Source organism: Shewanella cutis (assembly GCF_022410515.1).
GTDB classification, from domain to species: Bacteria; Pseudomonadota; Gammaproteobacteria; order Enterobacterales; family Shewanellaceae; genus Shewanella; species Shewanella cutis.
This window is the reverse complement of record NZ_JACSDI010000004.1, coordinates 36,513-61,271: the sequence shown is the minus strand read 5'-3', so window position 1 is coordinate 61,271 and position 24,759 is coordinate 36,513. Positions and strand designations below refer to the sequence as shown.

Annotated in this window: 31 protein-coding genes and 1 pseudogene; 9 read left to right on the top strand and 23 right to left on the bottom strand. The window is 49.4% G+C overall.

Annotation, left to right across the window (positions count from 1 at the left end; translation table 11 throughout):
* Positions 1-84: 84 nt before the first annotated feature.
* The 4 genes from gpM to H9J30_RS08875 all read right to left on the bottom strand — a co-directional run bounded on the left by gpM (position 85) and on the right by H9J30_RS08875 (position 3,483).
* Positions 85-717 (bottom strand): phage terminase small subunit, encoded by a 633-nt coding sequence (gpM, locus tag H9J30_RS08890; RefSeq protein WP_275679575.1) that lies wholly within the window; start codon positions 715-717, stop codon positions 85-87.
* A 53-nt stretch (positions 718-770) separates the two neighbouring features.
* The gene (locus tag H9J30_RS08885; RefSeq protein ID WP_240130688.1) at positions 771-1,388 is read right to left on the bottom strand and encodes a hypothetical protein; all 618 of its coding nucleotides are present in this window, start codon (positions 1,386-1,388) and stop codon (positions 771-773) included.
* An 88-nt stretch (positions 1,389-1,476) separates the two neighbouring features.
* Positions 1,477-2,499 carry a phage major capsid protein, P2 family gene (locus tag H9J30_RS08880; RefSeq protein ID WP_240130687.1) on the bottom strand — a complete coding sequence of 341 codons (1,023 nt, stop codon included), beginning with the start codon at positions 2,497-2,499 and terminating at the stop codon, positions 1,477-1,479.
* A gap of 48 nt (positions 2,500-2,547) precedes the next feature.
* Entirely contained in the window at positions 2,548-3,483 is a 936-nt protein-coding gene (locus tag H9J30_RS08875; protein WP_240130686.1) for a GPO family capsid scaffolding protein, read from the bottom strand.
* Positions 3,484-3,685: 202 nt separating this feature from the next.
* On the opposite strand from H9J30_RS08875, the gene H9J30_RS08870 reads away from it, so the two are divergent.
* Positions 3,686-5,494 carry a terminase large subunit domain-containing protein gene (locus H9J30_RS08870; RefSeq protein WP_240130685.1) on the top strand — a complete coding sequence of 603 codons (1,809 nt, stop codon included), beginning with the start codon at positions 3,686-3,688 and terminating at the stop codon, positions 5,492-5,494.
* Positions 5,476-6,522 (top strand): phage portal protein, encoded by a 1,047-nt coding sequence (locus H9J30_RS08865; RefSeq protein WP_240130684.1) that lies wholly within the window; start codon positions 5,476-5,478, stop codon positions 6,520-6,522. The genes H9J30_RS08870 and H9J30_RS08865 overlap by 19 nt, the downstream gene beginning before the upstream one ends.
* A 39-nt stretch (positions 6,523-6,561) precedes the next feature.
* Here the strand turns inward: H9J30_RS08865 and H9J30_RS08860 are convergent, their stop codons facing one another.
* Positions 6,562-6,897 carry a hypothetical protein gene (locus tag H9J30_RS08860; protein WP_240130683.1) on the bottom strand — a complete coding sequence of 112 codons (336 nt, stop codon included), beginning with the start codon at positions 6,895-6,897 and terminating at the stop codon, positions 6,562-6,564.
* 164 nt (positions 6,898-7,061) lie between these two features.
* On the opposite strand from H9J30_RS08860, the gene H9J30_RS08855 reads away from it, so the two are divergent.
* Positions 7,062-7,310, top strand: coding sequence for an Ogr/Delta-like zinc finger protein (locus tag H9J30_RS08855; protein ID WP_240130682.1), 249 nt, complete (start codon positions 7,062-7,064; stop codon positions 7,308-7,310).
* Here the strand turns inward: H9J30_RS08855 and H9J30_RS08850 are convergent.
* The gene (locus H9J30_RS08850; RefSeq protein ID WP_240130681.1) at positions 7,307-7,474 is read right to left on the bottom strand and encodes a hypothetical protein; all 168 of its coding nucleotides are present in this window, start codon (positions 7,472-7,474) and stop codon (positions 7,307-7,309) included. The two genes, H9J30_RS08855 and H9J30_RS08850, sit on opposite strands and share 4 nt — an antisense overlap.
* A 167-nt stretch (positions 7,475-7,641) precedes the next feature.
* Between H9J30_RS08850 and H9J30_RS08845 the strand changes: the two genes are divergently transcribed.
* Positions 7,642-7,932, top strand: coding sequence for a helix-turn-helix domain-containing protein (locus H9J30_RS08845; protein WP_240130680.1), 291 nt, complete (start codon positions 7,642-7,644; stop codon positions 7,930-7,932).
* On the opposite strand, the gene H9J30_RS08840 is transcribed toward H9J30_RS08845, so the two are convergent.
* The 15 genes from H9J30_RS08840 to H9J30_RS08770 form a co-directional block, all read right to left on the bottom strand.
* Complete coding sequence (locus H9J30_RS08840; RefSeq protein WP_240130679.1) at positions 7,910-8,188, bottom strand: hypothetical protein; 279 nt, start codon at positions 8,186-8,188, stop codon at positions 7,910-7,912. The two genes, H9J30_RS08845 and H9J30_RS08840, sit on opposite strands and share 23 nt — an antisense overlap.
* Before the next feature lie 50 nt (positions 8,189-8,238).
* Positions 8,239-8,592, bottom strand: coding sequence for an adhesin biosynthesis transcription regulatory family protein (locus tag H9J30_RS08835; protein ID WP_240130678.1), 354 nt, complete (start codon positions 8,590-8,592; stop codon positions 8,239-8,241).
* Positions 8,593-8,611: 19 nt separating this feature from the next.
* The gene (locus H9J30_RS08830; RefSeq protein ID WP_240130677.1) at positions 8,612-9,310 is read right to left on the bottom strand and encodes a DNA adenine methylase; all 699 of its coding nucleotides are present in this window, start codon (positions 9,308-9,310) and stop codon (positions 8,612-8,614) included.
* 112 nt (positions 9,311-9,422) lie between these two features.
* The gene (locus H9J30_RS08825) at positions 9,423-9,674 is read right to left on the bottom strand and encodes a hypothetical protein (protein ID WP_240130676.1); all 252 of its coding nucleotides are present in this window, start codon (positions 9,672-9,674) and stop codon (positions 9,423-9,425) included.
* The gene (locus H9J30_RS08820) at positions 9,661-12,027 is read right to left on the bottom strand and encodes a replication endonuclease (protein WP_240130675.1); all 2,367 of its coding nucleotides are present in this window, start codon (positions 12,025-12,027) and stop codon (positions 9,661-9,663) included. The genes H9J30_RS08825 and H9J30_RS08820 overlap by 14 nt, the downstream gene beginning before the upstream one ends.
* Entirely contained in the window at positions 12,027-12,593 is a 567-nt protein-coding gene (locus tag H9J30_RS08815; RefSeq protein ID WP_240130674.1) for an adenine-specific methyltransferase EcoRI family protein, read from the bottom strand. Before H9J30_RS08815 ends, H9J30_RS08820 begins: the two co-directional genes overlap by 1 nt.
* A complete protein-coding gene (locus tag H9J30_RS08810; RefSeq protein WP_240130673.1) occupies positions 12,590-13,006 on the bottom strand; it encodes a hypothetical protein in 417 nt (138 codons plus the stop codon). The genes H9J30_RS08815 and H9J30_RS08810 overlap by 4 nt, the downstream gene beginning before the upstream one ends.
* Positions 13,003-13,335 (bottom strand): hypothetical protein, encoded by a 333-nt coding sequence (locus H9J30_RS08805; RefSeq protein ID WP_240130672.1) that lies wholly within the window; start codon positions 13,333-13,335, stop codon positions 13,003-13,005. Before H9J30_RS08805 ends, H9J30_RS08810 begins: the two co-directional genes overlap by 4 nt.
* Complete coding sequence (locus H9J30_RS08800; RefSeq protein WP_240130671.1) at positions 13,332-13,583, bottom strand: hypothetical protein; 252 nt, start codon at positions 13,581-13,583, stop codon at positions 13,332-13,334. The genes H9J30_RS08805 and H9J30_RS08800 overlap by 4 nt, the downstream gene beginning before the upstream one ends.
* Positions 13,580-13,852 (bottom strand): hypothetical protein, encoded by a 273-nt coding sequence (locus tag H9J30_RS08795; RefSeq protein ID WP_240130670.1) that lies wholly within the window; start codon positions 13,850-13,852, stop codon positions 13,580-13,582. Before H9J30_RS08795 ends, H9J30_RS08800 begins: the two co-directional genes overlap by 4 nt.
* A 2-nt stretch (positions 13,853-13,854) precedes the next feature.
* Entirely contained in the window at positions 13,855-14,094 is a 240-nt protein-coding gene (locus tag H9J30_RS08790) for a hypothetical protein (RefSeq protein WP_240130669.1), read from the bottom strand.
* Between the two features lie 60 nt (positions 14,095-14,154).
* Positions 14,155-14,631, bottom strand: coding sequence for a hypothetical protein (locus tag H9J30_RS08785; RefSeq protein WP_240130668.1), 477 nt, complete (start codon positions 14,629-14,631; stop codon positions 14,155-14,157).
* 11 nt (positions 14,632-14,642) lie between these two features.
* Entirely contained in the window at positions 14,643-14,906 is a 264-nt protein-coding gene (locus tag H9J30_RS08780) for a pyocin activator PrtN family protein (protein ID WP_011625182.1), read from the bottom strand.
* 16 nt (positions 14,907-14,922) lie between these two features.
* Positions 14,923-15,480, bottom strand: a complete 558-nt coding sequence (locus H9J30_RS08775) for a phage regulatory CII family protein (RefSeq protein ID WP_240130667.1) — start codon at positions 15,478-15,480, stop codon at positions 14,923-14,925.
* A 53-nt stretch (positions 15,481-15,533) separates the two neighbouring features.
* Entirely contained in the window at positions 15,534-15,764 is a 231-nt protein-coding gene (locus H9J30_RS08770; protein ID WP_240130666.1) for a DNA-binding protein, read from the bottom strand.
* Positions 15,765-15,847: 83 nt separating this feature from the next.
* Here H9J30_RS08770 and H9J30_RS08765 point away from each other — a divergent pair, with 83 nt between their 5' ends.
* The 3 genes and pseudogenes from H9J30_RS08765 to H9J30_RS08755 form a co-directional block, all read left to right on the top strand.
* Positions 15,848-16,543: a helix-turn-helix transcriptional regulator gene (locus tag H9J30_RS08765; protein WP_037415873.1), complete on the top strand. Its 696-nt coding sequence runs from the start codon at positions 15,848-15,850 to the stop codon at positions 16,541-16,543.
* Between the two features lie 12 nt (positions 16,544-16,555).
* Entirely contained in the window at positions 16,556-17,392 is an 837-nt protein-coding gene (locus H9J30_RS08760) for a WYL domain-containing protein (protein ID WP_240130665.1), read from the top strand.
* Positions 17,393-17,502: 110 nt separating this feature from the next.
* A pseudogene (locus tag H9J30_RS08755) lies at positions 17,503-18,315 on the top strand (porin); the annotation flags it as partial.
* A 218-nt stretch (positions 18,316-18,533) separates the two neighbouring features.
* Here the strand turns inward: H9J30_RS08755 and H9J30_RS08750 are convergent.
* Positions 18,534-20,894 (bottom strand): YgiQ family radical SAM protein, encoded by a 2,361-nt coding sequence (locus tag H9J30_RS08750; protein WP_240130664.1) that lies wholly within the window; start codon positions 20,892-20,894, stop codon positions 18,534-18,536.
* 213 nt (positions 20,895-21,107) lie between these two features.
* A complete protein-coding gene (locus H9J30_RS08745; protein ID WP_240130663.1) occupies positions 21,108-21,506 on the bottom strand; it encodes an MAPEG family protein in 399 nt (132 codons plus the stop codon).
* Positions 21,507-21,661: 155 nt separating this feature from the next.
* Here H9J30_RS08745 and H9J30_RS08740 point away from each other — a divergent pair, with 155 nt between their 5' ends.
* Both H9J30_RS08740 and H9J30_RS08735 read left to right on the top strand, forming a co-directional pair.
* Entirely contained in the window at positions 21,662-22,882 is a 1,221-nt protein-coding gene (locus tag H9J30_RS08740; RefSeq protein WP_011070677.1) for a threonine/serine exporter family protein, read from the top strand.
* A gap of 173 nt (positions 22,883-23,055) precedes the next feature.
* Entirely contained in the window at positions 23,056-24,693 is a 1,638-nt protein-coding gene (locus H9J30_RS08735; RefSeq protein WP_240130662.1) for a BamA/TamA family outer membrane protein, read from the top strand.
* The last annotated feature ends 66 nt before the right edge of the window (positions 24,694-24,759 follow it).

Genomic DNA, 24,759 nt, shown 5'->3' with positions numbered 1-24,759 from the left:
ACGTCACAGTGGTTTTTAACAGTCGCCCGTTAAACACTCGGTTAGCGCACTGGAGGGTTGGGAGTCGTTCCCGTGCGGCTTAGGTCATCTGCTCGGCAAGTCGCCTTGACTGCCGTAGGCTTCTAGTGCCCTAAGTCGCATCGCTATCTTGTTTCTAACGGTTTTTACCTGGGCATGACGATGCAGGCTGGCGGCCTTTTCGAGCAGCCGATCCGCTTCATTAAGCCGCTCCACATCACCGATATGGCTTGGGGTAATGTCGCCGTTTGCTGCGCGTAGTAATGCGAGGCCCGCAAACTTGTAATATTTGGCGGTAACAGGTTCCGGCATTTTCCAATCGTTAATAACGCGCTTAAACACAGTGCCGAAATACGGCTCAATGCTGTGCCCATGTTCCGCTTGAGCCTCTGCCCAATCGAATATGGTGTCGGCAATAAAGCCCGGCCATTTGCGGCGAATGACTGACGGCATCGGCTGGCCCAGTTCGATAGCTCTGAACGAAAGTTCGAGGCCGCGCGCGAGATCGCCGATATCAAAGGCCCAAACTGTGCAATAAGCGAATATAGGGTTATCCGTGATTTCATTGGGCTTATCCTGTTTCTGGTTTAAATACTCTTCGACGATTGGCAGCCATTTAGGCAGTAGTACGTCGCGTTTATGGGCGATTTTGTCGCTTCGCCGTGCGAAGGCTTTGAGCCGCTTTAGGTCTGCATCCAGCTCAATGAGCTGTAAGTGCAGGCTGGGCGCGTGCTCTGCGTTGCCTGTTAGCTTTACTTTTTCGAGCTGCGTTTTGGCGCGGCGGCTTTCGCGCCACGCGAGGATGCGGGCGCCGCCGACGGCTTTTTTAGTTCGGCTGCTACGTCCTTAAGTTCGTTTTTAATGTCGCCAAGATCTTCGGCGGTGTAGGCAAGCGAACTGGCGCTATCGTCTACAGCGCCAGCGGCGTTTTCTAAGTTGGCGGCGACTGATTCGAGATCACAGGCGGCGGTGCTCACCTTTTCGGCTGAGTCGCTGACTTTGTCGGCGGCATCTAATGCGGTTTCGGCAGCGTTGCTCACAGTGGCGGCGCTGTCTTCGAGTTCTGCGGCGTGCTCGATGATGCTGGCGATGTTGCCTTGTTCGTCGGTGGTGACTGTGGCCTGCGCGGCTTGGTCTTGGCCTTCGGCTGCTTGGTAAAAACCGATTTTAAATTCAATAAAACGCGCTTTTTGCTCAACAGCTTCACGCGCTTTTTCAATGGCTTGGTCAACTTCACAGCCAAGTAAGGTGGCGAGCAGTAACAGCGCTTCATTTTCTGGCGCTTTGGTGTTTTCTGGTGCGTCTGCTGGTAGGCTTTGGGCGCGTTTAGCGGCTTCACGGCGCTTTTTGAAATCGGCGATGGCACTCATGGCAATGTCCTGTTTTTTAACTGCATTGGTTGGTTTACATGGCCTAGGCACGGGTTAGGTGCCTAGGCTGGTTTTACAGACCTATGGCCTAAGGCGCTGCGCCGATGGTCATGGCCGCTTCGTCGATTGCTGCGTAGCCTTCGAACTCTTCCACTGCGTAACCTTCCATGCGCCAGTATTTGTCTTCGTGCTGCTTGCGGTCTTCGACGTTTTCTGACTTACGCGAACGGGTGTTCTTTTGGGTGTAAATGTGCAGGTTCGATAGCATGGTCACGACGATGCGCTTACCTGGGAAGAACGGCGGCGTGTAGGCTTTTAAACCACCGATGGATTTATCCATTTGCTGCGCGGCGACCTTTTCGCTTGGCTTGTCCGCTTGGTTCATTAACTTGGTTTGTGCGGCGGCGGTTAAGTCGCTACCCACTAACACCACTAGGCGCGGGTCGTTGCGCAGTGCTGGGTGGATTAGGGTGTTTTTCAACTCGGTGACGATGGCGTCGAGGGTTTTATATTCGCCGTCTTTTAACGCGCCTGTGGCGTCTGGGTTGAAGTACACAGGATCCGTCATGATTTGGTCAGGGGCTTTTTCAGACACAATTTTGTGCCAGCCCTTGTTGACGTCTTGGCCCATTGGGTTGGCAACAGGGTCCGACGTGGTGGCGACTGATGTGCCGTTAAAACCGACTCGCAGCATATCGAGGGCGAAACGCATAGTGGCGTTTTGGCTCATTAGCTGCAAAAATTGGTTAGTGGTGCCTGCGTTGGCCCATACGGCTAAGGTTGCCCAAGGCACTGCGGCGCAGGAGTCGGTTTCGACTAACTCGTAGGTGTGGCCGTCGACGCCGTTGGTGGTATTAAAGCGCCCGCCTTCTTTGCGGCCAGTGGCAATGCCATAGTTACCGACTTTCACCACTTGGCCTTTGATTTGGTCAACGTCCATGGTGGTGATGAGTTTTAGAAACTCGACTGACTCAAGCAATGCGGCTTTGAGTTTGGTTTCCATTGGTCCTGTGACGCTAAACTGCTTGGTGACGTCAGCAACGCCGTAGTTTTTGCCCATATTAGTGCTGTATGCCAGCAAACAGGCGATTGCGAGTGGTGATAAGTTCATGCTGTTATCTCTCTGCTTAATTTTTACGTTTGTTTAGGCGCGATGCACTTAAACCACTTGGTACTCGTTGCCCTTGCCTGCTGGGTTTGGCTCTTGTCCGTCAACCTCGGCGCTTAATTTGTTGAACTTGGTTTCCATGCCGTCCACTTTGGCAACAAGGCCGTTTACGCTGGTCATTAGCGTGCTGAATTGTTCGGCGGTGACGCCTGTTGCTTCTGGCTTTGCCGCTGGCGCTGTAGTGGTTGTGGTGGTTGCTGCGGCTGGCTCTGGCTGTTCAGTTGTGCCTTCTGGCTTTTTGCCAAATGCGTCGACTTTGCCTTCCAGCTCGTTAAATTTTGTTGAAAGGCCATTAACTACGCCCATGAGCGTTTCAAATTGCTGTTTGTCCATCGGTTGTTCCTCGGGTTGGTCTGTTGCCGCTTCCTGTTTGGTAGGGTCTGGCGCTTGAGTTGAAAATAAGCTAACTAATTTGCTGAACAGGCTGGCGGCTTCCGTGGCCTTATCCGTTGGTTGTTGTTCTGTGTTGGCGACGGGATAGCTCATTACAAGCTGTTCCGGTGCGCCATATTTGTGATTGGCTAAGCGGTCTTTAACTGAAAACTTAAGGCGATCAGTGCCTAGGCTTGCTGGTTCGTCGGTCACGCCAAGGCCCGTTAGATAGGCTTTGCCTGTGCCTGCGAAGTTAGGATCAATCTCAATGGATGAGAAAACTTTCTGGTCTTGTTCGTTAGCCAAGATCAGCTGAGAATTTGGGGTTAGTTTGGCAAATAGGCACATCTTGCCATCAATCTCTTGCTTTTTAACTTCAACCACATCACCCCAGGCACCATACCAACGACGATGATCAGGCCAAATTCGGGCACCGTAGGTTTTAGGGTTGTAGGTTTCGGCAATGTCGATAATCCATTGGCGCTCAATCGGTACGTTTTGAAAGGTGTTCCCTTCGGTGGCGATACGTAGCCAGTCTGTCACCAGTTGAGTCATGTTTTTGCCTGCCCATTGCTAAAAATTACCTGTAAGGCCTACAGCTTACGGCTTTGTAAATGGGGCATCACGCGGCAAACTTCGGCGCGATTCCGATTTTTTCTAAATCGGAATTTATAGGAAATTTAGTTAGTTAAGCCTTAGTTGCAAGGCAATACACTGATGGCATTGTTTTATTGACCTTGGTGTTTTACCCGCATTTATGGCCTATTCCCCCGAGATCCGCGAGGCAGCCAAACGGCTGTATTTGAAGCGTTGGACGCCCGACGAGATCCGCCTCGACTTAGATTTGCCGAATACCCGCATCATTTATTTTTGGGCGGACAAGTACGGCTGGCGCGATTTGCTGCGCGAGGAAGAAGTCGACGAGGCCATCGCGCGACGGATTGTGTTGTTAACTGATATTGCGGATAAAACGGGCAATCAGATAAAAGAGCTGGAAATGCTGATTAATCAGCATGTGCGGCTTAAAAAGCAGCGGGTAGATGCAGAGCGCGCGGCGCTTAATGAAGGTAATAGCTTTGGCCCCGCCAATGCCAATAAAGGCGGCAAGAGCAAGATTAACCCCACGGTTGAGAATAATGTCGGTGAAGGTAATAAGCGCAAAGGCCGCAAGCGTAAGAACGATGTTAGCCATTTAACCGCCGAAGATTTTGCCGCTTGGTATGAATCGCTTTATGAATACCAAAAGACGATGCACGGCAACTTGCATCAACGCATTCGTAACATTCTTAAAAGCCGCCAGATTGGCGCGACCTATTACTTTGCGGGTGAGTCGTTTGAACAGGCGGTATTAACTGGCGATCCGCAAATCTTTTTATCGGCTTCGCGTAATCAGGCCGAGGTGTTCCGCTCGTATATTGTGGCGATTGCGCAAGAGTTTTTTGAGATTGAGTTAACCGGTAACCCTATTGTACTGCATACCGCCCACGGCGACGCCGAACTGCGGTTTTTGAGTACCAACAGCAAGACGGCGCAGAGTTACCACGGCCACGTTTATGTTGATGAGTATTTTTGGATTAATAAATTCGATGTGCTCAACAAACTCGCCTCAGCCATGGCGACGCATAAGAACTGGCGCAAAACCTACTTTTCGACTCCTTCCACTAAGGCCCACGCGGCTTATCCGTTTTGGACTGGCGACCACTGGCGCCAAGGTAAACCCGAGCGTGAGGAAGTGGAGTTCCCGACCTTTGACCAACTGCGCGACGGCGGCCGCCTGTGCCCTGATAAACAGTGGCGCTATGTTGTGACGATTGAGGATGCGCTCGCGGGTGGTTGCGACCTGTTTGATATTGACGAGCTGCGCGAAGAGTACAACGGCGATGATTTTAATAACCTGTTTATGTGCATCTTTGTGGATGATGCCGACAGTGTGTTTAAGTTCAGCGACCTTGAAAAATGTATGGTCGATGCGGCGCGCTGGCAGGATCACAAACCCGCCGCGCCGAGGCCGTTTGGCAATCGCGAGGTGTGGCTCGGTTATGACCCGTCGCGAACTCGCGATAATGCGACGCTGGTTGTGGTTGCACCAGGTGAAAAGAAAGGTGAAAAGTTCCGCGTGCTCGAGAAGCATTATTGGCGCGGGATGAACTTTGCGCACCATGTGGCCGAAATCCAAAAGATTTACGCTAAGTACCGCGTGACTTATATCGGCGTCGATACAACAGGCATCGGCGCTGGGGTGTTTGACTCGATTAGCACACTGTACCCGCGCGAGGCCACGGCGATTCATTACAGCGTTGGCAGTAAAACCCGCTTAGTGCTCAAGATGATTGATGTTGTTGAAGGCGGCCGGATTGAGTGGGACGCCTCACACAAAGATATTGCTATGAGCTGCTTATCTATTCGCCGCACGTCGACCGATGGCGGCGGCGCGATCACGTTTAAGGCTAGCCGCGACAATGTGACCGGACACGCCGACGTATTTTTTGCGATTGCCCACGCGGTGATCAATGAACCCCTCAACTATGAACATAAGAGACCATCATCATGGGCGATGCAACATTAACAGCGGCGAATGACGACGGCAGCACTTTGGCCGCCAATGGAGCGGCCAGCGCGCCGAAAACGGTGGTGTTTAGCATGCCTGAGCAAGTCATGCCGAATATGTGGCTGACTGACTATGATTCGCTTTATTACAACGAAGGCGACGGCTATTGGGAACCGCCCGTCGATAGGCAATTGCTGGCTAACTTAACCCGCCGTAATGCGCAGCACGGCGGCATTGTGCAAAGCCGTGCCAATATGGCAACGGCGCGGTTTACGTCTGGCGGTATGAGCGCGCAGGAAGTTGGCGCGTCGTTTTTAAACTTGGTGCAGTTTGGTGATGTGGCGCTACTTAAGATCCGCAACGGTTTTGGGCAAGTGGTGCGGTTGTTTCCGCTGCCGAGTTACCGTTCCCGCGTGGGTGGTGATGGCGGTGCAGTGGTGCTCGAGCGGCAAAACACGTTTAAGCGTTACAAAGCCAAAGACATTATTTGGGTGCGAGTGTATGACCCGGTGCAACAGGTGTATGGCTGCCCCGATTATTTGGGCGGGTTACAGTCGGCCTTGTTAAACGAGGATTCAACGCTATTTCGTCGTAAATACTACATTAACGGCGCGCATATGGGCTTTATTATGTATGCGACGGACCCTAATTTAGATCCCGCGGTTGAAAAGGATTTAAAGGAAAAAATCCAAGAGTCTAAGGGCGTGGGTAACTTTAAGTCGCTGTTTGTGAATATCCCCAACGGCAAAGAGAAAGGGATTCAGATCATCCCCGTGGGTAACTTTGAGTCGAAAGACGAGTTCTTTAATGTGAAGGCGGTATCGGCGCAAGATGTGTTTAACGCGCATCGATTCCCGGCGGGTTTGGGCGGGATGATCCCGACGAACACGGCAGGACTTGGCGACCCGACTAAGTACGATGAAGTGTATTTTAAATCCGAAACGCGGCCGCTGATCAATATGCTGGTTGATGCTGTTGAGCGTGATCCCGAGGTAAGTCGCCCGCTAAAACTGGTGTTTGATATGGATTTTGGCAAGGCAGTTTAGTGACTGATAATAAAAAGCCCTCGATTGAGGGCTTTTTAGCTATAGGTTTAATTCTTTTAGTTCTTCGTCTGTTTCGATAAGATCTTCTGCTCTTGCCAGTTTTGATGCTATAAAATCATAATAAATTGTGTGATCTTCATCTGTAACTGATGTTTTAGAATTTTCCACATAATCAATGCATTGCTCTAAAGCTCTTTTTACTTCCTTGTAACTCAATACACTTTCAACCATATCTTGTCCAAATTGCGCTCTAATAGTTTCAGCGATATTTTCGACATTTTTTAAAGTTGCTTTTGCTCCAGCAGCTGACAATACAGTGTCATGCTTACCTTCAATAATCTTTTTGCACATCTGGTCGAAAAGTTTTGTTTTCATGTTCACATCCTTGATTTATTAAACAGACTTAGACTCTACTTTTTTATGTATTATTTTTCCAGTTTATTTCTAATGCTATGTTACTGTTTAAAAAAACAGTATGTTGGCTTACACTGTGCATTGTTGCTCTGTTAAGAGATAGTGCGAACGATTGGGAGATCGTGATGCGGATATTATGCCCCACCTGCCATTGCAAAGCTGTGATTGGTAAAACCGACCGTTTAAGTGTTGCCGTTGCTAATCTGTATTGTTCGTGTACTGACCCTGAATGCGGTCATACGTTTGTGGCTAATGTGTCTTTTAGCCATACCTTAAGCCCTTCTGCTAAAAATACCTCTGAGATTGTGTCGGCATTGGTAAAAGCCTTGCCACCGGAACAGCGCAAGGCTTTGCAACGCGAGCTGGCATTTTAGGCTGCGCGCGGTTCTTCTGGTTGTTGGTGTTGGTGTTCGTTAAGGCATGAAGTAATTAATTCTGCGAGCAGTGCGATGGCGATTTCCTTATCTGTTGTTGTGCTGTTGTTTTCTACTGCTCTGATGACCAAATCCATTTGTTTAACTCTAATCAAATCGCACATTTAGTGTTGTTCTCCTTATGAGTTTTTGAACGTAAGTCCTTTAGTACGTACGGTATAATATCGACTTTATTCTGCTGGCATCGGCAAGTTGCTGCAGATTGAACTAGGATTTGTAGAAGTTTTTTGCTGATTTACTCACACTGTGATCTATAACACTAAGAGTTTTAATGACGATAAGCCTACTTGAGATTGGGCAATGGATTGTAGATCAACGAAAAAAGCGCGGTATGACGCAATTAGATTTAGCCGAGGAGGTTGGCGTGAGCCCTCGAACGCTGTCGAAGATTGAGAACGGTTATGATATGAAAATGAGCCTGTTTTTGGCGATTACTGAGGCCGTTGGCGCGGATGCATCGGAGATTTTGGCGCTGCCTGTTGAAGCGCCAAAGTTGACCGATGATAAGGTGCATGAGATTGAGCAGCACTTGCAGGCGATTAAGCAGATTTTGAGGAAGTGATGCCTGATGTTTTTTCTCTTTCGAATATTTTATCAAGCACTTCACTTAACACCGGATCATCGGTGACTAATGCGTTAGGCGGTAAGAATCTGTCCTGTATAAATTTTATTTCCCCTTTTATTATTCCGCTGCCATAGAGTGCGCCTGTCATTTTTTTAACTGCGGTAAATACCTCCACGCCGCAATATAGGGTTCTATTTCCTGCCATCGTCTTATTGTCTAATTTAAACGCTATCAGTTGTTCTAGTTCATTCATGATAAACCCCGTTTTTAACACTACTTTTCTAGTGTGGATTTTTAACCTTATCAATCATCGCCTGGTGGTGTTTGGTACTGATGATTCATGAGTATTGGTTGATATCCGCCGTTCTGTTTTGCTTTGATGATTTTTTCTCTAAGTTCATCAAAGTTGTTTTCCGCTTTAGTTTTTTGCAATGCGGCGTACTGCATCGCCAGATCCGCTTTTTGGTTTAGTGTGGCGAGTGCTTCGCTAAAGTGCTGTTGCGTTACCCCATAGCGCGCATAGGCGCGCTTTGCTGGCAGTCCATCGACGAGATACGCGCGTAAGGCGTCTTTTTTGGCTTGGCTGCTGATACTGGTTAGCTTTAGCAAGATCTCGAACTGCTGCGCGTTTTCGCAGCCTTGGATAAGTGTTTTCATTTTGCGGTACTCCATAGTTTTAATTGTCTATAGCGAGCAATGCGGCCATAACTGCTTGGCGTTCTGCGGCTGGTAATGCTTCAAAGTTTTTTGCCCAACGTTCGGCCTTGCGCTTAATCCGTTGTCTGTCGGTGAAGTCTTTTCCCGCAAAGGTGTGGTAATGCTGTTCGCCTGGCATAAAGTTGCACCATACCGTTTCAGTGCGAACCCCGCCGCGTGTCATGGCTTGAAAGTCTTTGCTGTACCATTGGCTTAATTCATCGTCATACAGCGGATTGCGATAGCCAGAGATAATGATAAATACCTCGTTAAGTGTCGCGATCTGCTTGATTGTGGCTAATAGCTCGGCATGATCCGCGTCTGTGAGTTCGTTTTTATATCTGGCGTTGCTGGTGCGGGTTGAATGCACATAAGGCGGATCAAGATAAATCACCGTTTTGCCTGTTGGCGTAAATGCTTTTAGCCATTCGATGGCGTTGGCGTTGATGATGTTCATAGATAAATTTAGCTGTGCTGCAGCATGGTTAAATTTATCGATTACGCTTTGGTTTATTTCGATACCGATATTGTTTAACGCTGGCGCTTTGCGGCGCATGATGGCACCTGTGCCGAGGAACGCTTCGACATAGGTTTGGTGCGGCGGGATCAGGTTAATGATGGCTTGAAAAACACCGCTGCCATTTTTGGCGCCCAAATAGCTTTTTACTCGAGTTGACATAGCTACCTCTGACTATCTTGGCCAACATAGTCAAAAACATCTTTATGACCAGGTGACATAGTTGTTTTTGTCTTTAATCGATACACGTCTGGTACCACACAGATAACTTTGACTATGGTTTTTTCGCATACTGCCGTTTGGCGGTGATGATGTTATTCAGGACCGTGCGGCAGCGTTCGCGCTCGGCGGTGTCGGTGATGCCTTCTAACCATTCGCGGGTGCGGGTTTTGCCGTCGGCAAATTTGGCATTGGTATCTAAGATCCCTTTGCAGCGTTTATAACGGGCAAGACATTCGGCGGTTTTGGCGTAGGCCGCGTCTAGCTGCTGGCGCTGTGCGTTAGTGATTAGGTTAGATAGGCTCATCGTTATCCCACTCGTTGATTGAATCGTGGATGGATGCGGGTTTTTCGGTTGGTGCGTAAACACCTGGCGAGGCGTAGCGGTCTTGTCTGTGTAGCTCGACAATGGCCTCAAGCTGCTTAAGTGCGCGTTTGGCTGTGGCTGGCGGCATATCGGCAATCCAGTTTTCTACATCGCGATCACCATCGAGCACGCGCCACGCTTGGGCGCGCAGGATGGCGTCGAGGTCTTTATCTTGGGCGCGCTGCATGGCTTCTAAGTGATAATTTAAGGCGGGATCATCCCAATCGTTTTGGTTGGCCGTGGTATCCACGGCGACTAATGGTTTACGGCTGACGATTAAATGACCATTGCGCAGGCGCACAAACTGATGAGAATCACCCACTAGGTTATCAATCACAGCCCCCGCACGTAGGCGCTTAAGATTATCCGCGTCGATACCCAACTTTTTGGCCTCTTGTATTAGCAACCAATCCGCTGTTTTGATCTCATTAGCGATCTTTCCTTGCGTTTTGATCGTCTGCGTACAGTTATTGTCAGAGCTCCAAGGTGCGCGGTTGTCACCGCTCCTAACGTCAAGAGCACAATCAAAATCAAAAGCCACATCAAGAGCACGATCAAAAGCCCGTTCATCGGCGCTGGGTGGCTCGGTGGCGGCCTGTGGCGCGCGGATTTGCCAGCCATCTAAGCGGGTGTTAATGGAGGTGTGATTTTCTAGCGACATCACGCCCATGATTTTCAACACGTCTTCGCCGTAGACGTTGGCCCCTTCGTGGCAAACCTTGGCCAGTTGTACCGGACGTTCATCACGGCGGCAGAATACCCCGCCCATGGCCTCGACATAGCGCGCCCAATGGGTTGAGGTGTTGCCGTCTGAGGCTTTGCGGGCGAGTTCGACGGCGTCGTCAAAGTCGATTTCATCGCGCAGGCGGCGCAGCTCGCGCCACACGGTAACGCTAGGGCCACCGATTTGTTGAAACTGGCGAATGTTCCATTTGCTGGCCCATGCCGCCACGTTTTGCGCGCCTTGTTTACCGTCGGTTTCGGCCTCGTAGTCATCGTCTACCATGTGGCCGTCGATGTTTTTAGCGATGTACTTAGCGATGTAGCCTGTGGCGCTGCCCTTGGCTGGATCAATGGTTTTAAAGTCAAACCGTGGGCGGTAGCCTTGAAAGTTGGTGCCGCGCTTGCCCTTTGGCGGCGCGAGTTCGGCTTTGTCATCTTGCAGGGCATAGCGGCGCATAATCGAGCGCGCTAGGCGTAGTTGTGCGGGTTTAAAAAACAGTAATAAGTGCCAGTGTGGTGTGGCGTCGTGGTGCGGCTCGACGACGCGAAAGCCAAACACTTCGATATCTTCACGGGCAAAGGCGGCGCGGGCTTTGGCCCATTGGCCGCACAAATAGCGTTGGGTGTCTTTTGGGGTGACGCCGCTGTAACGCTTGTTGGAGTAGGTTTTGCCCTTTTTGCTTTTGCCGTAGGAGTGGAACTTACTCGGCGCTGTCCAAGTGTAAAACTCGCCTACATAGCCGCCCTCGACGGCCAGTTCCTCAAAGCCTCGCATACGGACCATGAGTTCAGCGCGGCGCACTTCTGGGTTAGCGATAGAGGCGGCCACGGCATCGGCGAGGGTTAACTCGATGCCGTGTTCTTCGTTAACGACCATCATGCTATTGAGCCATGCGGCATTGGCGCGCTTACGGGCTTGATACTGCTTATAGGCATGGTTAGAAACATATGGCGATACACCGCTGCGGACTTTGCCAACGATGATCGCGATATGTTCCTCGTAATGGCCGTACGCCTTGTTTAGCTTACGTTGCCACCAGTTTTCATCCGTGAGGCGTGCCAGTGCGCCCGCGATTAAGTTATACATGACTGGCGAGGCATCAAATACGCCTGCGGCCTTTTGCGCGGCGTAATTTTTTAGGTCTGGCAGTGCTGGGCAAAAGTGCCATTGGTCGGCTGGCTCTTTTACCGCTTTAAGCAGCTCGAGCGCGTCCACTTGTACGGTGCCGAATTGCGTCATGTTGTTGAGCACGCTTAGGCAACGGTCGGCCCATTCGCGGGCGATATCGGCGCGGCGGTCTTCGGTTTTTAGGTGGTAAATCGGGATTGGGAACTGCTGCATAATCTGGCGCAGCGAGGCGCAGCGTTTACGCAACCAAATGTTAGCGCTACGGCCAAGGTTAAGCGCGCGGCGCTTGCGGCAGTATTCGCGAAATAAGGTTACGGCCACATCTTCCGGTAAATCAATAACGGTTTTTACCGCCCAATTGAGATCGGTTATCGCGTGCGGAGTGGTAAAAATAGCCGCGGTATTAATCGCGGCTTTACGGATTAAATCATCGTGAGTCATTAGGCGGCCTTGGCTTTTAGCTTTTTAGCTTTTGGCGGCTCTTCGCTGATGATGTGGCTTAGTCCTTTAGGCATAGTTGGGAAGCGGTTGCCACGGTCCCAAATAAACCATGAGTATTCGCACGAATCACTGCCGCCACCCACAAAGCGCGGGCGCGGAATGATGATCGGCGTTTTGTCAGGAAAGCCAATTTGTGCCCAAAATGGCACGCGCACTTTACTGCCTAAAAAATTCACCCGTTGCAGATAGGCTAGTGTGCCGTCTGGCGCCAGCTCGCTAAGTGACTTAAGCAAAAACTCAGTGGTTAGCGAAAATGGCGGGTTGGTGATGATCACGTCTTGCTGACTAAATGGCGTGGTTAAGTAATCCACGCCGCGGTCAAGCTCTGCCCAACTCTTTTGCGCATCTGGTAAGTTGATTTTGTCGTATATCGCGCCAGTGCCGATACATGGCTCTAAAAATCGGTCTGTTGGACGTAATACCAATTGCGCGATTAATGCGTCGACGACATTATCCGGCGTTGGGTAAAGTTCGTTTTCGCGTACATTGCCGTGTGTGCTGCTCATATGCCTGCCATCCGTTCAACTTCGTTTGATAAAACCATCGATAGGTTGTCTAGGTTTGAGGCTTCTTTTTGCGATGCTTCATAACGGCCATAATCGACGCCTTCTAGATGCACCTCTAACTCTTGCAAGTAACGCTTGATTTCGTGATTACGATAATCAACATAATGGCGGATGCCATCTAAGCTACTAATGGATAAGTTGCTTAATGCCTGCCCAACTTCACGGCTAAAGCCTTCCTGCTTGGTTTCGGTTTCGCTGACTTCTGCAAAGCAATGCTCAATATTTTCTATCAACAGCTTTTGCATTATTTCTGGACGAACAGGCTCACCTAAATGACCAAAACCCGCGAAGAAGTCGCCTATTTCAGATTGGATAAGTTTTTTTAGTTCGATAATGGCTTGATTGTCGCTCATAGCGCCCCCGTTAATTCTTGTAGGCTGATGCCAAGTTCTTTGGCGAGTTTTATGTCCTCGATGCGGCGGCGTTTAGCCAAGCGCGCTTTATCCTCGGCCGATATCCTAATTGACTGGATGACTGGCTCATTTTCCTCTTGGAATCGAACTGTCTTAGCTTTAGATGCAGCAGTTGAAGGTTGAGAAGTCGATGAGTTAACGACCTTTATCACCTTTGGCTTTCGCGCCTTAGTTTCGTATTTAGCCCGTTTTTGCGCTTTGATACTTTCCTTATGCGCTTGGTAGTAAGCCCTTGCCGCGATTTGCTTTGGTGTGAGTTGTTGGCTCATGCGATGGCCTCCGATTCGCTTTCTTCCTCATTGGCCTTGGCTTCTTGAATGCAACTTGGGCAAGCGATTGAACAATGTTCATCGGCTGTTTCGTAGCTGTGCCAACCTTGTGACGCTGCGGCGACGGCGGCATCGCTGGCCGCGCCCACTTCAGCGGACAGGTGCAATTGGTTGTTACACATAAAGCAGTTGATGACGTAAACCGCTTGAATGGTGATTTCGTTAACGTCGACACGGTCTAGTTTCATGCGAATGACCTCATGAGGTGGCTAGCGTTTAATGCGCTGTTCATTTCCGAGCAAACCGCACCTAACTGGGCGTCGTTTAACACGTGAACGGCCACACGCTCCAACCCTGCTCCCATGCCGCGATAAACGTTGGCGGATTGAGGCAGCCCCCTATCAACCGCATTGAAATAACGGGCATACACATCTGCCATGAGTTTGCGCATGGCTAAATGCTGTGGATTGCTTAAGTCAAATTGCGGCGCTGTGGCCGCTGCGGTTTGTGCGCTCATAATCAGGCCGCCTGTATGCTGTTAACGTGGATTTTGTTACGTATGGCGATTAAGCGAATGCCAAGGGTTTTGCCGACGGCTGGCGCGATAACATCGGCCACGGCTTTGAGTGATTCGAGCACTGACTCGACCATTTCGCGATCGGCTGGTGTGCTGTAATTGAGTGTGGCGATAACGCGATTAGCCTCGTTGATGATGGCTTGCGCGGGTGTGACTTGTACTGCTATGCTTGGTTTTGTCATTTGGTGTGCCTCATTGAATGATATGGGCCACAATCGTTAGCGCGGTTGTGGCTTTTGCTTTTAGTGCTTGTCTAACTCTGTTATCTCGCTCGCCAGCTCGGCGGCTAGTCTGCTTATCTCATCAAATCCGCTGTTAACCTCTTGGCGCTGTGGCGCTGCTTGCTGCGCTGGCTTTGGCGACGCCATTGGCATGGTGATTTTTGGCGCAATAAACTGATCACGGCTTAATGGCACGGCAGCAAAGGCGCGCCCTAGGTCGACCAAACTGATTAGCGCGTGGCGGATGGCCTCGCGTTCGTCGGTAGTCAGCGTCATTAATGGGCGGTTGATATAAAGCGATGGGCGTAAACGGGCGGCGGTTAGCAAAATCACTTTTTGCTGTGGGCTTAAGCGGTCGAACTTGCTGGCGGCGCTGGTTTTGCCCAGTGCGGCGCGCATGGCGGCAATGGCGTTTAACCCTGCGTCGCCGCCGTGTTCGTTGGCGGCTGGCGGTAGTTGGCGCGCGGCTGGTGTTGGCTTAACGGCTAATTGGCTCATGGTGTTGCCTCTTACTGTTTCGCTTGCTGGATGGTGTCCCAGTCTTTGCGTGACTGGGCGTATTGGTTGTCCATGTACTCACCAAGATCCGCGACTTTGACTAATGTCGGTGAGCGTTCTGAATCGCGCAGTTTGAAGGTAGGAAACGGCAATTCCTTAGCACTCGCTTTTTGCTCTGCGGTTTTTGGCGTTAACCCTAAAAACTCTTGGCAAATCTCTTTTAGGCTCACCACTGGCGATTGATAGCGGGCCAATAATGCAAATGTGGTATTCATCGAGTGACCTTCCTCTTTACATCACGCCCGGCATGGGCATGGTTTGCATGGCATCGAATGCCACGGATAACACGGGTACGGCTTGAAATTTTTGTTCAACGTCGTGCACAAAAATGGCTAACTCGCTCATCACTAAGCTGGCACGCTTAACCACTTCGTGGCGCATGCGCTCGTTAACACGGCGACGGGCTTTAATATCCAGAGCAATGGCGCCCAAACGGGCTGAATTGGCGGTGATTTCTAACGCGCGGTCTGTCAGTGATAAGCGATCACTGTTTTCAAGCTCGGCCACTGGCACCGATGGCACGCAGCCTAGCTCAAGCAGCATGCCGTCGATAATGCAGCGATTGCCGCTTACCTTGGCAATGTCCACGGCTTCGTGAATGCTCAATTGGTGCGGCTGGTTGAGTAGCAGCTTATTGCGCAGGATTTGCGGCTTACTGATGTTGGCCGCGCTGGCGACTTCGCTCAGTTCTTCGCTATCGGCAAATTGCCTTAGCGCGCCCGCCACGTGTGGCTGATGTGCTGCTTTCTGGGTGCTGGCTGCTTGTGTGCCCGCGAGTTTGTTATACATGGCCGCAAATCTCCGTTTTGCTTATGCTCAATTTACTCACTCAAATGAGTCGGTTAGCTAATATGGTTTGCCTGTATCGTTTGAGTGCCACACAGTGCGGCAGCCTCAGCAAATAGCGCCACCATGTTGATCATTGGGTCTTCTTTTGGTGACTGTTTTGGGCGGATTGGCAACTTGCCGACTCTGACTAAATAGCGAACGTTATCAACGGTTGTACCCGTTCTCGCTGCATATGCGGCATAAGGTAAAAAAGGCGCATCAATGTTTATGGTTATGTTGCTCATTGTGTTAACCTCGTTTTTTGGGCTTTCGAGTAATTGGCGTTACTCGGTGTAAAAAATCATTTCGAGTGAGATTATTATCCAAAATGTCAGACTTTTACAAGCTAAAAAATAATAAATTTCGATATCCGCTAGATAAACCCATTCAATATGAAGGCGGAAAGGTCATTATTGAAAGGCTTATCCACCTATTCAAAGTGAGCAATCGCCTTGAATTAGCTGAACTTATTGGCGTCACGCCTGCGACACTTTCAACATGGACAACCAGAAACACCACTCCGCATGAATTAATCATTCGTTTGCATCTTGCGATGAATACACCTGTGGAATACTTGTGTTTTGGTACTGGCCGAAGTTTTGGCGTTGAGATTGATGAAGGGTTTGTCGTCGGTGAATCGGCACCTAAATACACTGCGTTGATCGAGCCTGATGAGGCATACAAAATGCCGATACTCACTGTTTGCGAGATCGAGAACGGGGCGTTAAGCGTTATTGAAAAATTTAGGATGGATAGCGGGTTGTTTTTCTTAAACTCAATTCAACCTAATACCGATGACTTTTTGTTAAAAGATGCTGGCCGAAAACTGTTTATCAATGCCCGTGAAACGGTTGTCACTAAAGGCCGTTATCTGTTCAGTGTTAATGGGGCTTATCAAGTGGGTGATTTGCGTCAAATGCCTGATGGCAACACTTACTTTTTTGATGGTGATGACAAATACCCAATCAATCCCAACGCAACCAAGATCCACGGCAAAGTGGTCAGTGTTATCGAGACTGTTTAACAAGGATGTTTTATGAGTGAGTATCTAAAGAATGCCAAAGTGATATGGCAAGGAAGTACAAAGCCTGTTGAATTTTCATATATAGACTTTGGCGGGAATAAGACTAGAAGAAAGGTCGATGTTACCCATGTTCTTTATGACCCCGATACTGACGTGTTGTACTTGCAAGGTCATTGCCACTTAAAAAACGCTGTTCGACATTTCCGAGTTGATAACATTGAGACAATGTTACTGATTGGATCTAAACGTATGTATGTTGAAGAGTGGTTATCTGATTTAGGTATTGATGATCATCGTGATTGTCTTGAGCAGCAAAACTTTGGCGATACTCAAAATCGTTTCCAAGATCCCGAAACAAAATCTCAATTAAACAGTCACGTTAAAAATCCAGTAGCGCCGCCAGCAAATGCAGGTAAAGGCTGTTTAGGTATCATTGTTTTTTCGCTGATTTTCGCAACTGCTATGTATCTTAGTGAAGATAAATTCAAGCTTACTAATGCTATCAATCAGTATGAAACTCAATTAAATAGCCAGCCTGCAACCGTTTTTGCCTTTGGCGGTGACAATGATAATTTCTGTTCTGTATCGATAAATAATGATTTTTTTAAATCACAGAATGGTGAGTTTTCTAACGTAAGGCGAAACGAGCCTCAATTTAATATGGATTGTAACACTGGCGGCAATTACTACTTTATATCAAGTGAGAAAGACACTTATGCCAAAGTGAAGTTTTATGGCCGTAGTGAAACGCCAAAAACTATTTATGCGAATATCGATGCAAAGCTAACCACTGTTGATGGTGATTCGTTGTTTGTTTCAGGCAGTGATATTGCCGTTAATTTAGATTAATGACTTGGTGCCCCACCTCTATCCGGTGCCCCATTTATAGTTTAAAAATTTAGCAGTCCCCCAATGGTGCCCCACAACAGTCTACAGGCCGCATTTTTACTGGCAGTTAATCCCACGATAAATGGGGTAGCCTCAGCTTTGGTAAACAATGGGGCGCTTACTACGATGTCGCAGGCACCACGGACTTACCGAACGTCTTCGCCGGATATAGTGTCGGCGCCTATGCCTTTAGCGATGGCGGTTTAACCGGAACAGGCCGCGCCGACTCCGCCTTTATTTACCGCAATAATTTTGGCCCTGTGCAAATCGCCCTGCAATACGCCGCCAAAACCAATGGTGATGTCACCTTGAAAAACGATGACGGCAGCGAAATGCTCAATTCAAAACTCAATTTCGACAGCAGTTACGGTGCCAGCCTGACCTACTCGCTCACCGATAAATTTAAATTACTCGCCGGCGTTAACCGTGGCGACTTCGAAGGCCACTTAGGCAGCACTCAAGTTGATGAAACCAATGAGATCATCGGAATTGGCGCCATGTACGGTGACTATTATCACTATGCCGATAATCGCGAGGCGAGTGGTCTGTATGTCGGTTTTAACGCCCATAAAAGTAAAAACAATGAACTGGTCGGCGGCGAACTCTACGATGCCACGGGTGCCGAGCTGATGACGGCCTATCAATTCGATAATGGCTTTGTGCCTATGATTGTCCTGAGCTATCTCGACTTAGACACCAATGCCAACACGCCCATCCAAGGCAAATGGACCCGCCAATTCGCCATGCTTGGCCTGCACTATCGTTACAGTAACGACACAGTGATGTTTGCAGAAATGAAGTTGAATTTCAGCAATATGGATGATGCCGCGCTCGACGCTCAGGAAGATAACGGCTTTGCCGTTGGGATTAACTACTTCTTTTAGGGATGGAAAGTCTTCATCAGGCTCTCCCGTACATTGAGGGGCTAATGGCTCACGTTCCTCATATCCGTGAGCCCATTTGAGACCGGAGTGCGGCGCACGTTCCGTCTACAAACGCTCGCCAAACACTCATTGGATGGTACCGCTGGTTTGCCATCATCTCTGCGCCACTCCAAATTGGTTTACTGGAGTGGCTTTTTTCGTTGACGAGCAGCTTGCCGTTACTTGGCCTGCTGACGGCCAGAAGAGGCTTTACCCGCACGGCCTTGCTGGCCCGCCTTATTTTGACCCGCTTTACCCTGCTCAGCTTTGCCCTTAAAGCCCGACTGACCAAATGGCGCCTTAGCTCCAGGACGGCTGGTTTTAGGTTGCTGACTTTGCGCTGCATTCGCCCCAGACTTTGGTCCCTTAGGCTTACTTGCGCTCGGTTTGCCCTTGGCATCGCCCTTACCTTTACGCTCATCAAACTGATTACCCGAGAAGCGAGTCAGCGCTTTTTGCCCTTGGTTGGCATCCTTCATCCATTTCGGGCCACGTTCGTTGCGCCCTTCTGGCGGCACGAGGTGATTCGGGCTGTTACCAATCAAATCTTCACGTCCCATGGCAATCAAGCCTTCACGGATAATCGGCCAACCCGCTGGATCGTGGTAACGCAGCAGCGCCTTATGCAAGCGGCGTTGGCGGCCCTTCTTCGGCACTGGCACCACTTCACTGGTGTGCTTGACGTTTTTCAGTGAGTTCAGCTCAGTGTGATAAATGGTCGTCGCGTTTGCCATTGGCGATGGATAGAAGTTTTGCACTTGGTCGAGCTTAAACTTACGCTCCTTCAGCCAGAGCGCGAGGTTTAACATATCCTCATCAGTCGTGCCCGGATGCGCCGAAATAAAATAAGGGATTAAGAACTGCTCTTTACCCGCTTCCTTAGAAAACTTATCAAACAGCTCTTTAAACTTATCATAGGCGCCCATGCCGGGTTTCATCATCTTGCTGAGCGGCCCTTCTTCGGTATGCTCAGGGGCGATTTTCAAATAGCCACCCACATGGTGCTGGACCAACTCTTTGACATAGGCCGGATCTTCAATCGCTAAATCGTAACGCACACCCGAAGCAATCAAGATTTTCTTAATGCCGGGCACAGCGCGAGCGGCGCGGTACAAGTCGATGGTATGTTTATGGTCTGTGCCTAAATGGCCGCAAATCGATGGATACACACAGGATAAACGGCGGCAGGTTTTCTCCGCTTTTTCGCTGGTACAGCCGAGGCGATACATGTTGGCAGTGGGGCCGCCTAAGTCGGAAATCACCCCAGTAAAGCCAGGCACTTTATCCTGAATATCTTTGATTTCTTTGATAATCGATTCTTGTGAACGGCTCTGGATAATCCGGCCTTCATGCTCGGTAATCGAGCAGAATGAACAGCCGCCAAAGCAACCGCGCATGATGTTGATCGAGGTTTTGATCATGTCATAGGCGGGGATTTTTTCCTTACCGTAGGCAGGATGCGGCACCCGTTTATAGGGTAAATCGAACACGGCATCCATTTCGTCGGTATTGAGTGGCCAAGCTGGCGGGTTCACCCACACGCCACGGTCACCGTGGGGCTGGAACAACGCCCGCGCACAACCTGGGTTTTGCTCTTGGTGCAAAATTCGCGAGGCATGGGCGTATAAGTATTTGTCTTCAGATACCTTTTCAAATGCCGGCAGCAGCACATAGGTTTTATCCCATGGCTTAGGGCGTGGCGGTTGCACACTGATAGGCTTTAGCGCATCGTTATCAAAAATCTTTGCATCCGATGGGCCAGATAAATTGGCGCAGCCCACATCGTCGGCCCCGTACGGGTTCGGAATAGGATCGATCTTATGCAATTGATCGATTTTGCGTGAATCCATACCGCGCCATTCGGGCATAGGTTCTTTACGGATCACCGCTGTACCGCGCACATCCTGAATATCAGCAATAGCTTCGCCCGCCGCTAAACGGCGCGCCACCTCAACCAGCGGGCGCTCGGCGTTGCCGTACATTAATATGTCGGCCTTGGCATCGAAAATCACGCTGCGGCGGACTTTATCCGACCAATAATCGTAGTGGGCGATACGGCGCAGACTCGCCTCGATGCCGCCGATAATCACGGGCACATCTTTAAAGGCTTCTTTACAACGCTGGGTATAAACCGTGACTGCGCGGTCGGGGCGTTTACCGCCCACATCACCTGGGGTATAGGCATCATCGCTGCGAATACGGCGATCGGCAGTGTAACGGTTGATCATTGAATCCATATTGCCGGCGGTGACACCAAAAAACAGATTCGGACGACCAAGCTGCATAAAGGCATCTTTGCTCGACCAATCAGGCTGGGCAATAATCCCAACACGGTAGCCTTGGGCCTCTAACATGCGGCCAATGACCGCCATGCCAAAACTGGGGTGATCCACATAGGCATCGCCAGTGACAATAATGATGTCACAACTGTCCCAGCCCAATTTCTCCATCTCCTTGCGGGACATAGGTAAGAAAGGCGCAGTGCCAAAGCATTCGGCCCAATACTTGGGATGGCTAAACAATGTGGATTCAACTTGCATCGATTTTGACCCAAAAACGTAATGTCAAACAAAGGTGCGGGCAAAAAACAGGCCGCACCGATTTAGGGACGCGGAGTATAGCAGGCAAACGGGGATAAGCGCGATTAAAAAAGCAGCAGCCGAGGTGTTTTTCGGGGTATTTGCGCCAATGCGCTTAATACCCCTAAAGTGCCTAGGGACATGGCGTAGACTGGGATTGCCCTATCCTTACGCCTACATACTTTGGGCAAAATGCACCAAGTTGATTATGGCTAGGCTGATAGTCACTAACCATGTGAGCAACACGCCCCAAAAACGGCCCAAATGATAACCGCCTTTCCCCTGAGTTAACCCTATCGCATGGAGCAAACGCGCCACAATCCACACGGTACCAAAGCAATGCAAATAAAAATGCGCTAAACCACCCGCCTCTGCCACCAGCATTAAAATCAATACGATGGGCGCATTCTCAATCAGATTCGCATGTACCCTGCCAGCCAACGCCAAGGCATTGTTACCGCCATCGCCGATGCCGATTTTTTGGCTTCTTCTTATTTTCACCACTCGATACGCTAAAGCGACGATCAATAATGCCGTCAAGCTGGCGTAAAACCCCGTAACAATTAATGGCATAGCAAGTCCCTTCTGATTAACATAACCGCGGTATACACCGCAAAAATTCAGCAATTTATTTGTATTAAGGTTAAAAGCCATTAACCTTTTAGTGACGAGATAGGTTAATATGCGCGCGCAATTTCTTACAACTTTTTATACAGTGAATACCCCGATTGGATAACGAACAGTTTCTCGAAAAGCGTAAATTTATCATTAAGCTAGGCAAGGCTTTACATAAGTTTGGCACTCCCGCTTATCGTCTTGAAACCCATCTACAAACCGTATCTCGGACACTGGGCATCGAAGGGTATTTTTTAATCTCGCCAACCTCGATGACCTTCGTACTACAACACGATACCGATCAAGAATATAACCATGTTGCGCGGGTAAAACCGGGCGAGTTGGATTTAGGCTCCCTCGCCCGCACCGATGAACTGGTGGATGAACTCACCTCAGGCAAACGCACACTCACCGAAGCCTTAGACAGGCTAGAGGAAATCGCCAATAAACCCAACCCCTATGGTCCAGTATTAACGTGTTTTTCCTTTGGCACCTCGGCGGCGGCTTTTGCCATGTTGATGGGCACAGGCTGGAACGATGTCTTTTGGTCAGGCTTATTAGGCTTATTAGTTTATGGCTTTGTTTACCGCGCCGAGCGTTCGAGCCGCATGGCTGAAGTGTTAGAGCCCTTTGCGACTATCGTCTGCGCCATTGTCGCCTGTGCGATTGCGCGTATTGACCCCAATATTAATATTCCAGTGGTGATCCTCTCCTCGATCATCATCTTTATTCCCGGTTTAGCCTTAACCTTGGGGCTTGCTGAGCTTGCCGCCCGCGATTTGATTTCGGGCACGGCGCGGATCATGGATGCCAGTATGCTGTTGTTTAAGCTGTATTTTGGTGCGGTACTCGGCATGGCGATTGGCAAGGCGATGTTTGGCGAAGCGATTTATATTGAGCCAGAAGGCTTGCCCCGCTGGGCGATTTGGTCGGCAGTGCCCATTCTCTCAATGGCCTTAGTATTTATCTTTAAAGCACGGATGCAAGATTCACCTTGGGGCGTGCTGGCGGGGATTGTCGCGTTTTTCTCTGCGATGTTAGGTGGGCATTTTTTTGGAGATTCGGTTGGGATCTTTTTCGGTGCCTTAGCCGTTGGGGTTTACTCCAATCTTTATGCCCGCTGGATGAAGGCACCCGCATCGATTGCGCTCCTGCAAGGGATCGTTATCTTAGTCCCCGGCAGTAAAACCTACATTGGCCTTAATGCGCTGATATCGGGTGAAACCATGCTTAACCAGTCCCATATTGGCTCGCAGATTTTTTTGATTTTTATGTCGCTTATCGCCGGACTGATTTTTGCCAACGTCGTGGTGCCGCCAAGGCGTACGCTATAACCGCTCACCCTAGGGCTGGAGCGAATTCCAGCCCGATTCTTAAAACAACCTTATGTAAAATCATAATCTTATTAAAAGTTTACTTGACTAATTGTCGCATCCCGTGTGTTATTAAATTGTGAAACGCAGCAGAGTCTTAGCCTGCTGCTATCCATTTTGCGGGAGTGGCTTTTATGCAAAAGTTTACCCAGTATGCGCTTATTCCTTGTTGCCTCTGTGGCCTCGTCAGCCTAGCCAGAGCGGACGAAGCCGTGCCCAAAACCACCACGGATAAAGCCCCTAAAAAGGTGAGTAAGATTGTGGTAGTGAGCAACCCAATCTTCGATGAATCCGACCCCGATGCGTTTTTTATCCACCGCTGGGCGAACTATTTACATATCAATACCAAGGAATATGTGGTTCGCGACAAACTGACCTTTAGTGAAAACGATACTGTCACCCAAAAAGATCTCGATGAATCACAACGTTTACTGCGTGCAGAACCCTATATTCGCGATGCAAAAGTCTATTTTAGCGAGAAAGATCCGCAGGCCGATGTGCCAGCCAACGACGAGTCCATCATTATCGAAACTTGGGATAACTGGTCGCTACTGCCAACCGCCAGTTTTGGGAGTTCGGGAGGTGATACTCGTTTTTCCTTTGGGGTGAAAGAAGACAACCTCTTCGGTACCGGCATTCGTACCCGCTTAAAGTATCAATCCGACGAGTCGCGCACGGGTTATAAATTTGCCTTTGAAGCCCCCGTCAGCTTTATTGACCACGGCATAGTTGCAGCCGAGTTTTACGATAATAGCGACGGCCAAGCAAAGCATGTGTACGTAAGTAAGCCTTTCTATTCATTGAATACGGACACCATGTACTCGGCGGAATATTTAGATGATAGCCGCACCGATACCCAGCGACAAAATGGTGAAGACATAAACGAATATGCCCATACAGTCGACTACCTTAACCTGCAATATGGCTGGTTAATCAATCGTAATAATGACCATCTTTCCCGCTTTATCACTGGCGTGACACAAGACAGACACGAATTTGCCCATTCAACAATTTACCCTAACGCTGAATTACCGCAGGACCGGGATTTTATGTATCCCTGGGTCGCCTATGAGTATGTTCAAGATGATTTCCACATACTCAATAACGTGCATCTTATCCGTAATAACGAGGACTTTAACTTAGGCTGGCACCACTATATTCAACTCGGTATCGAAACCAATGATATCCGCGACAATCAGCCCGTGGGTTACCATGTAAAATGGCAAACCAGTCGCGGTTATAAATTTGATAAACATCTCTGGCTACTGGCAATGGGCGCCACCAGTACTCTAGGCACCACTCAAAAAGACAGTTATCAAGCCAGCGTGCAAGCGGAATACTTCTATCAAATCAATCCTAAATGGACTGGTTACGCTAAAGCGTGGGCGAGCCTGTCGAACAATACTTACCTCGACCTCACCAAAGGGCTTGGGGATGAAACGGGTGTGCGCGGTTATCCCAACGAATATCAACAAGGGGATAATCAATGGTCATTGACCGCCGAAATACGTAATTATCCCAATATCAACTTATACCAATTCGCCGAACTCGGCTGGGCAGTCTTTACCGATGTCGGCCAAGCCTCCGGTGGTCCATTAGCGACCAATAACGAGGTCAGCGGCCCGCTCGGTAGCATCGGCATTGGCGCACGAATTTACTCCTCCCGCTCCAGTTATGGCAACGTCGCCCATATCGATTTTTCACTGCCCTACACGGGTGGAGATTCAGTCAACAGCTGGGAATGGCGCTTCTTAGTCAAACAAAGCTTTTAAGTGGTTGGGTTAGTTCGCGTGCCAAAGTGACACACGGATTGCGTATTGAACACTTTGCCACCATAA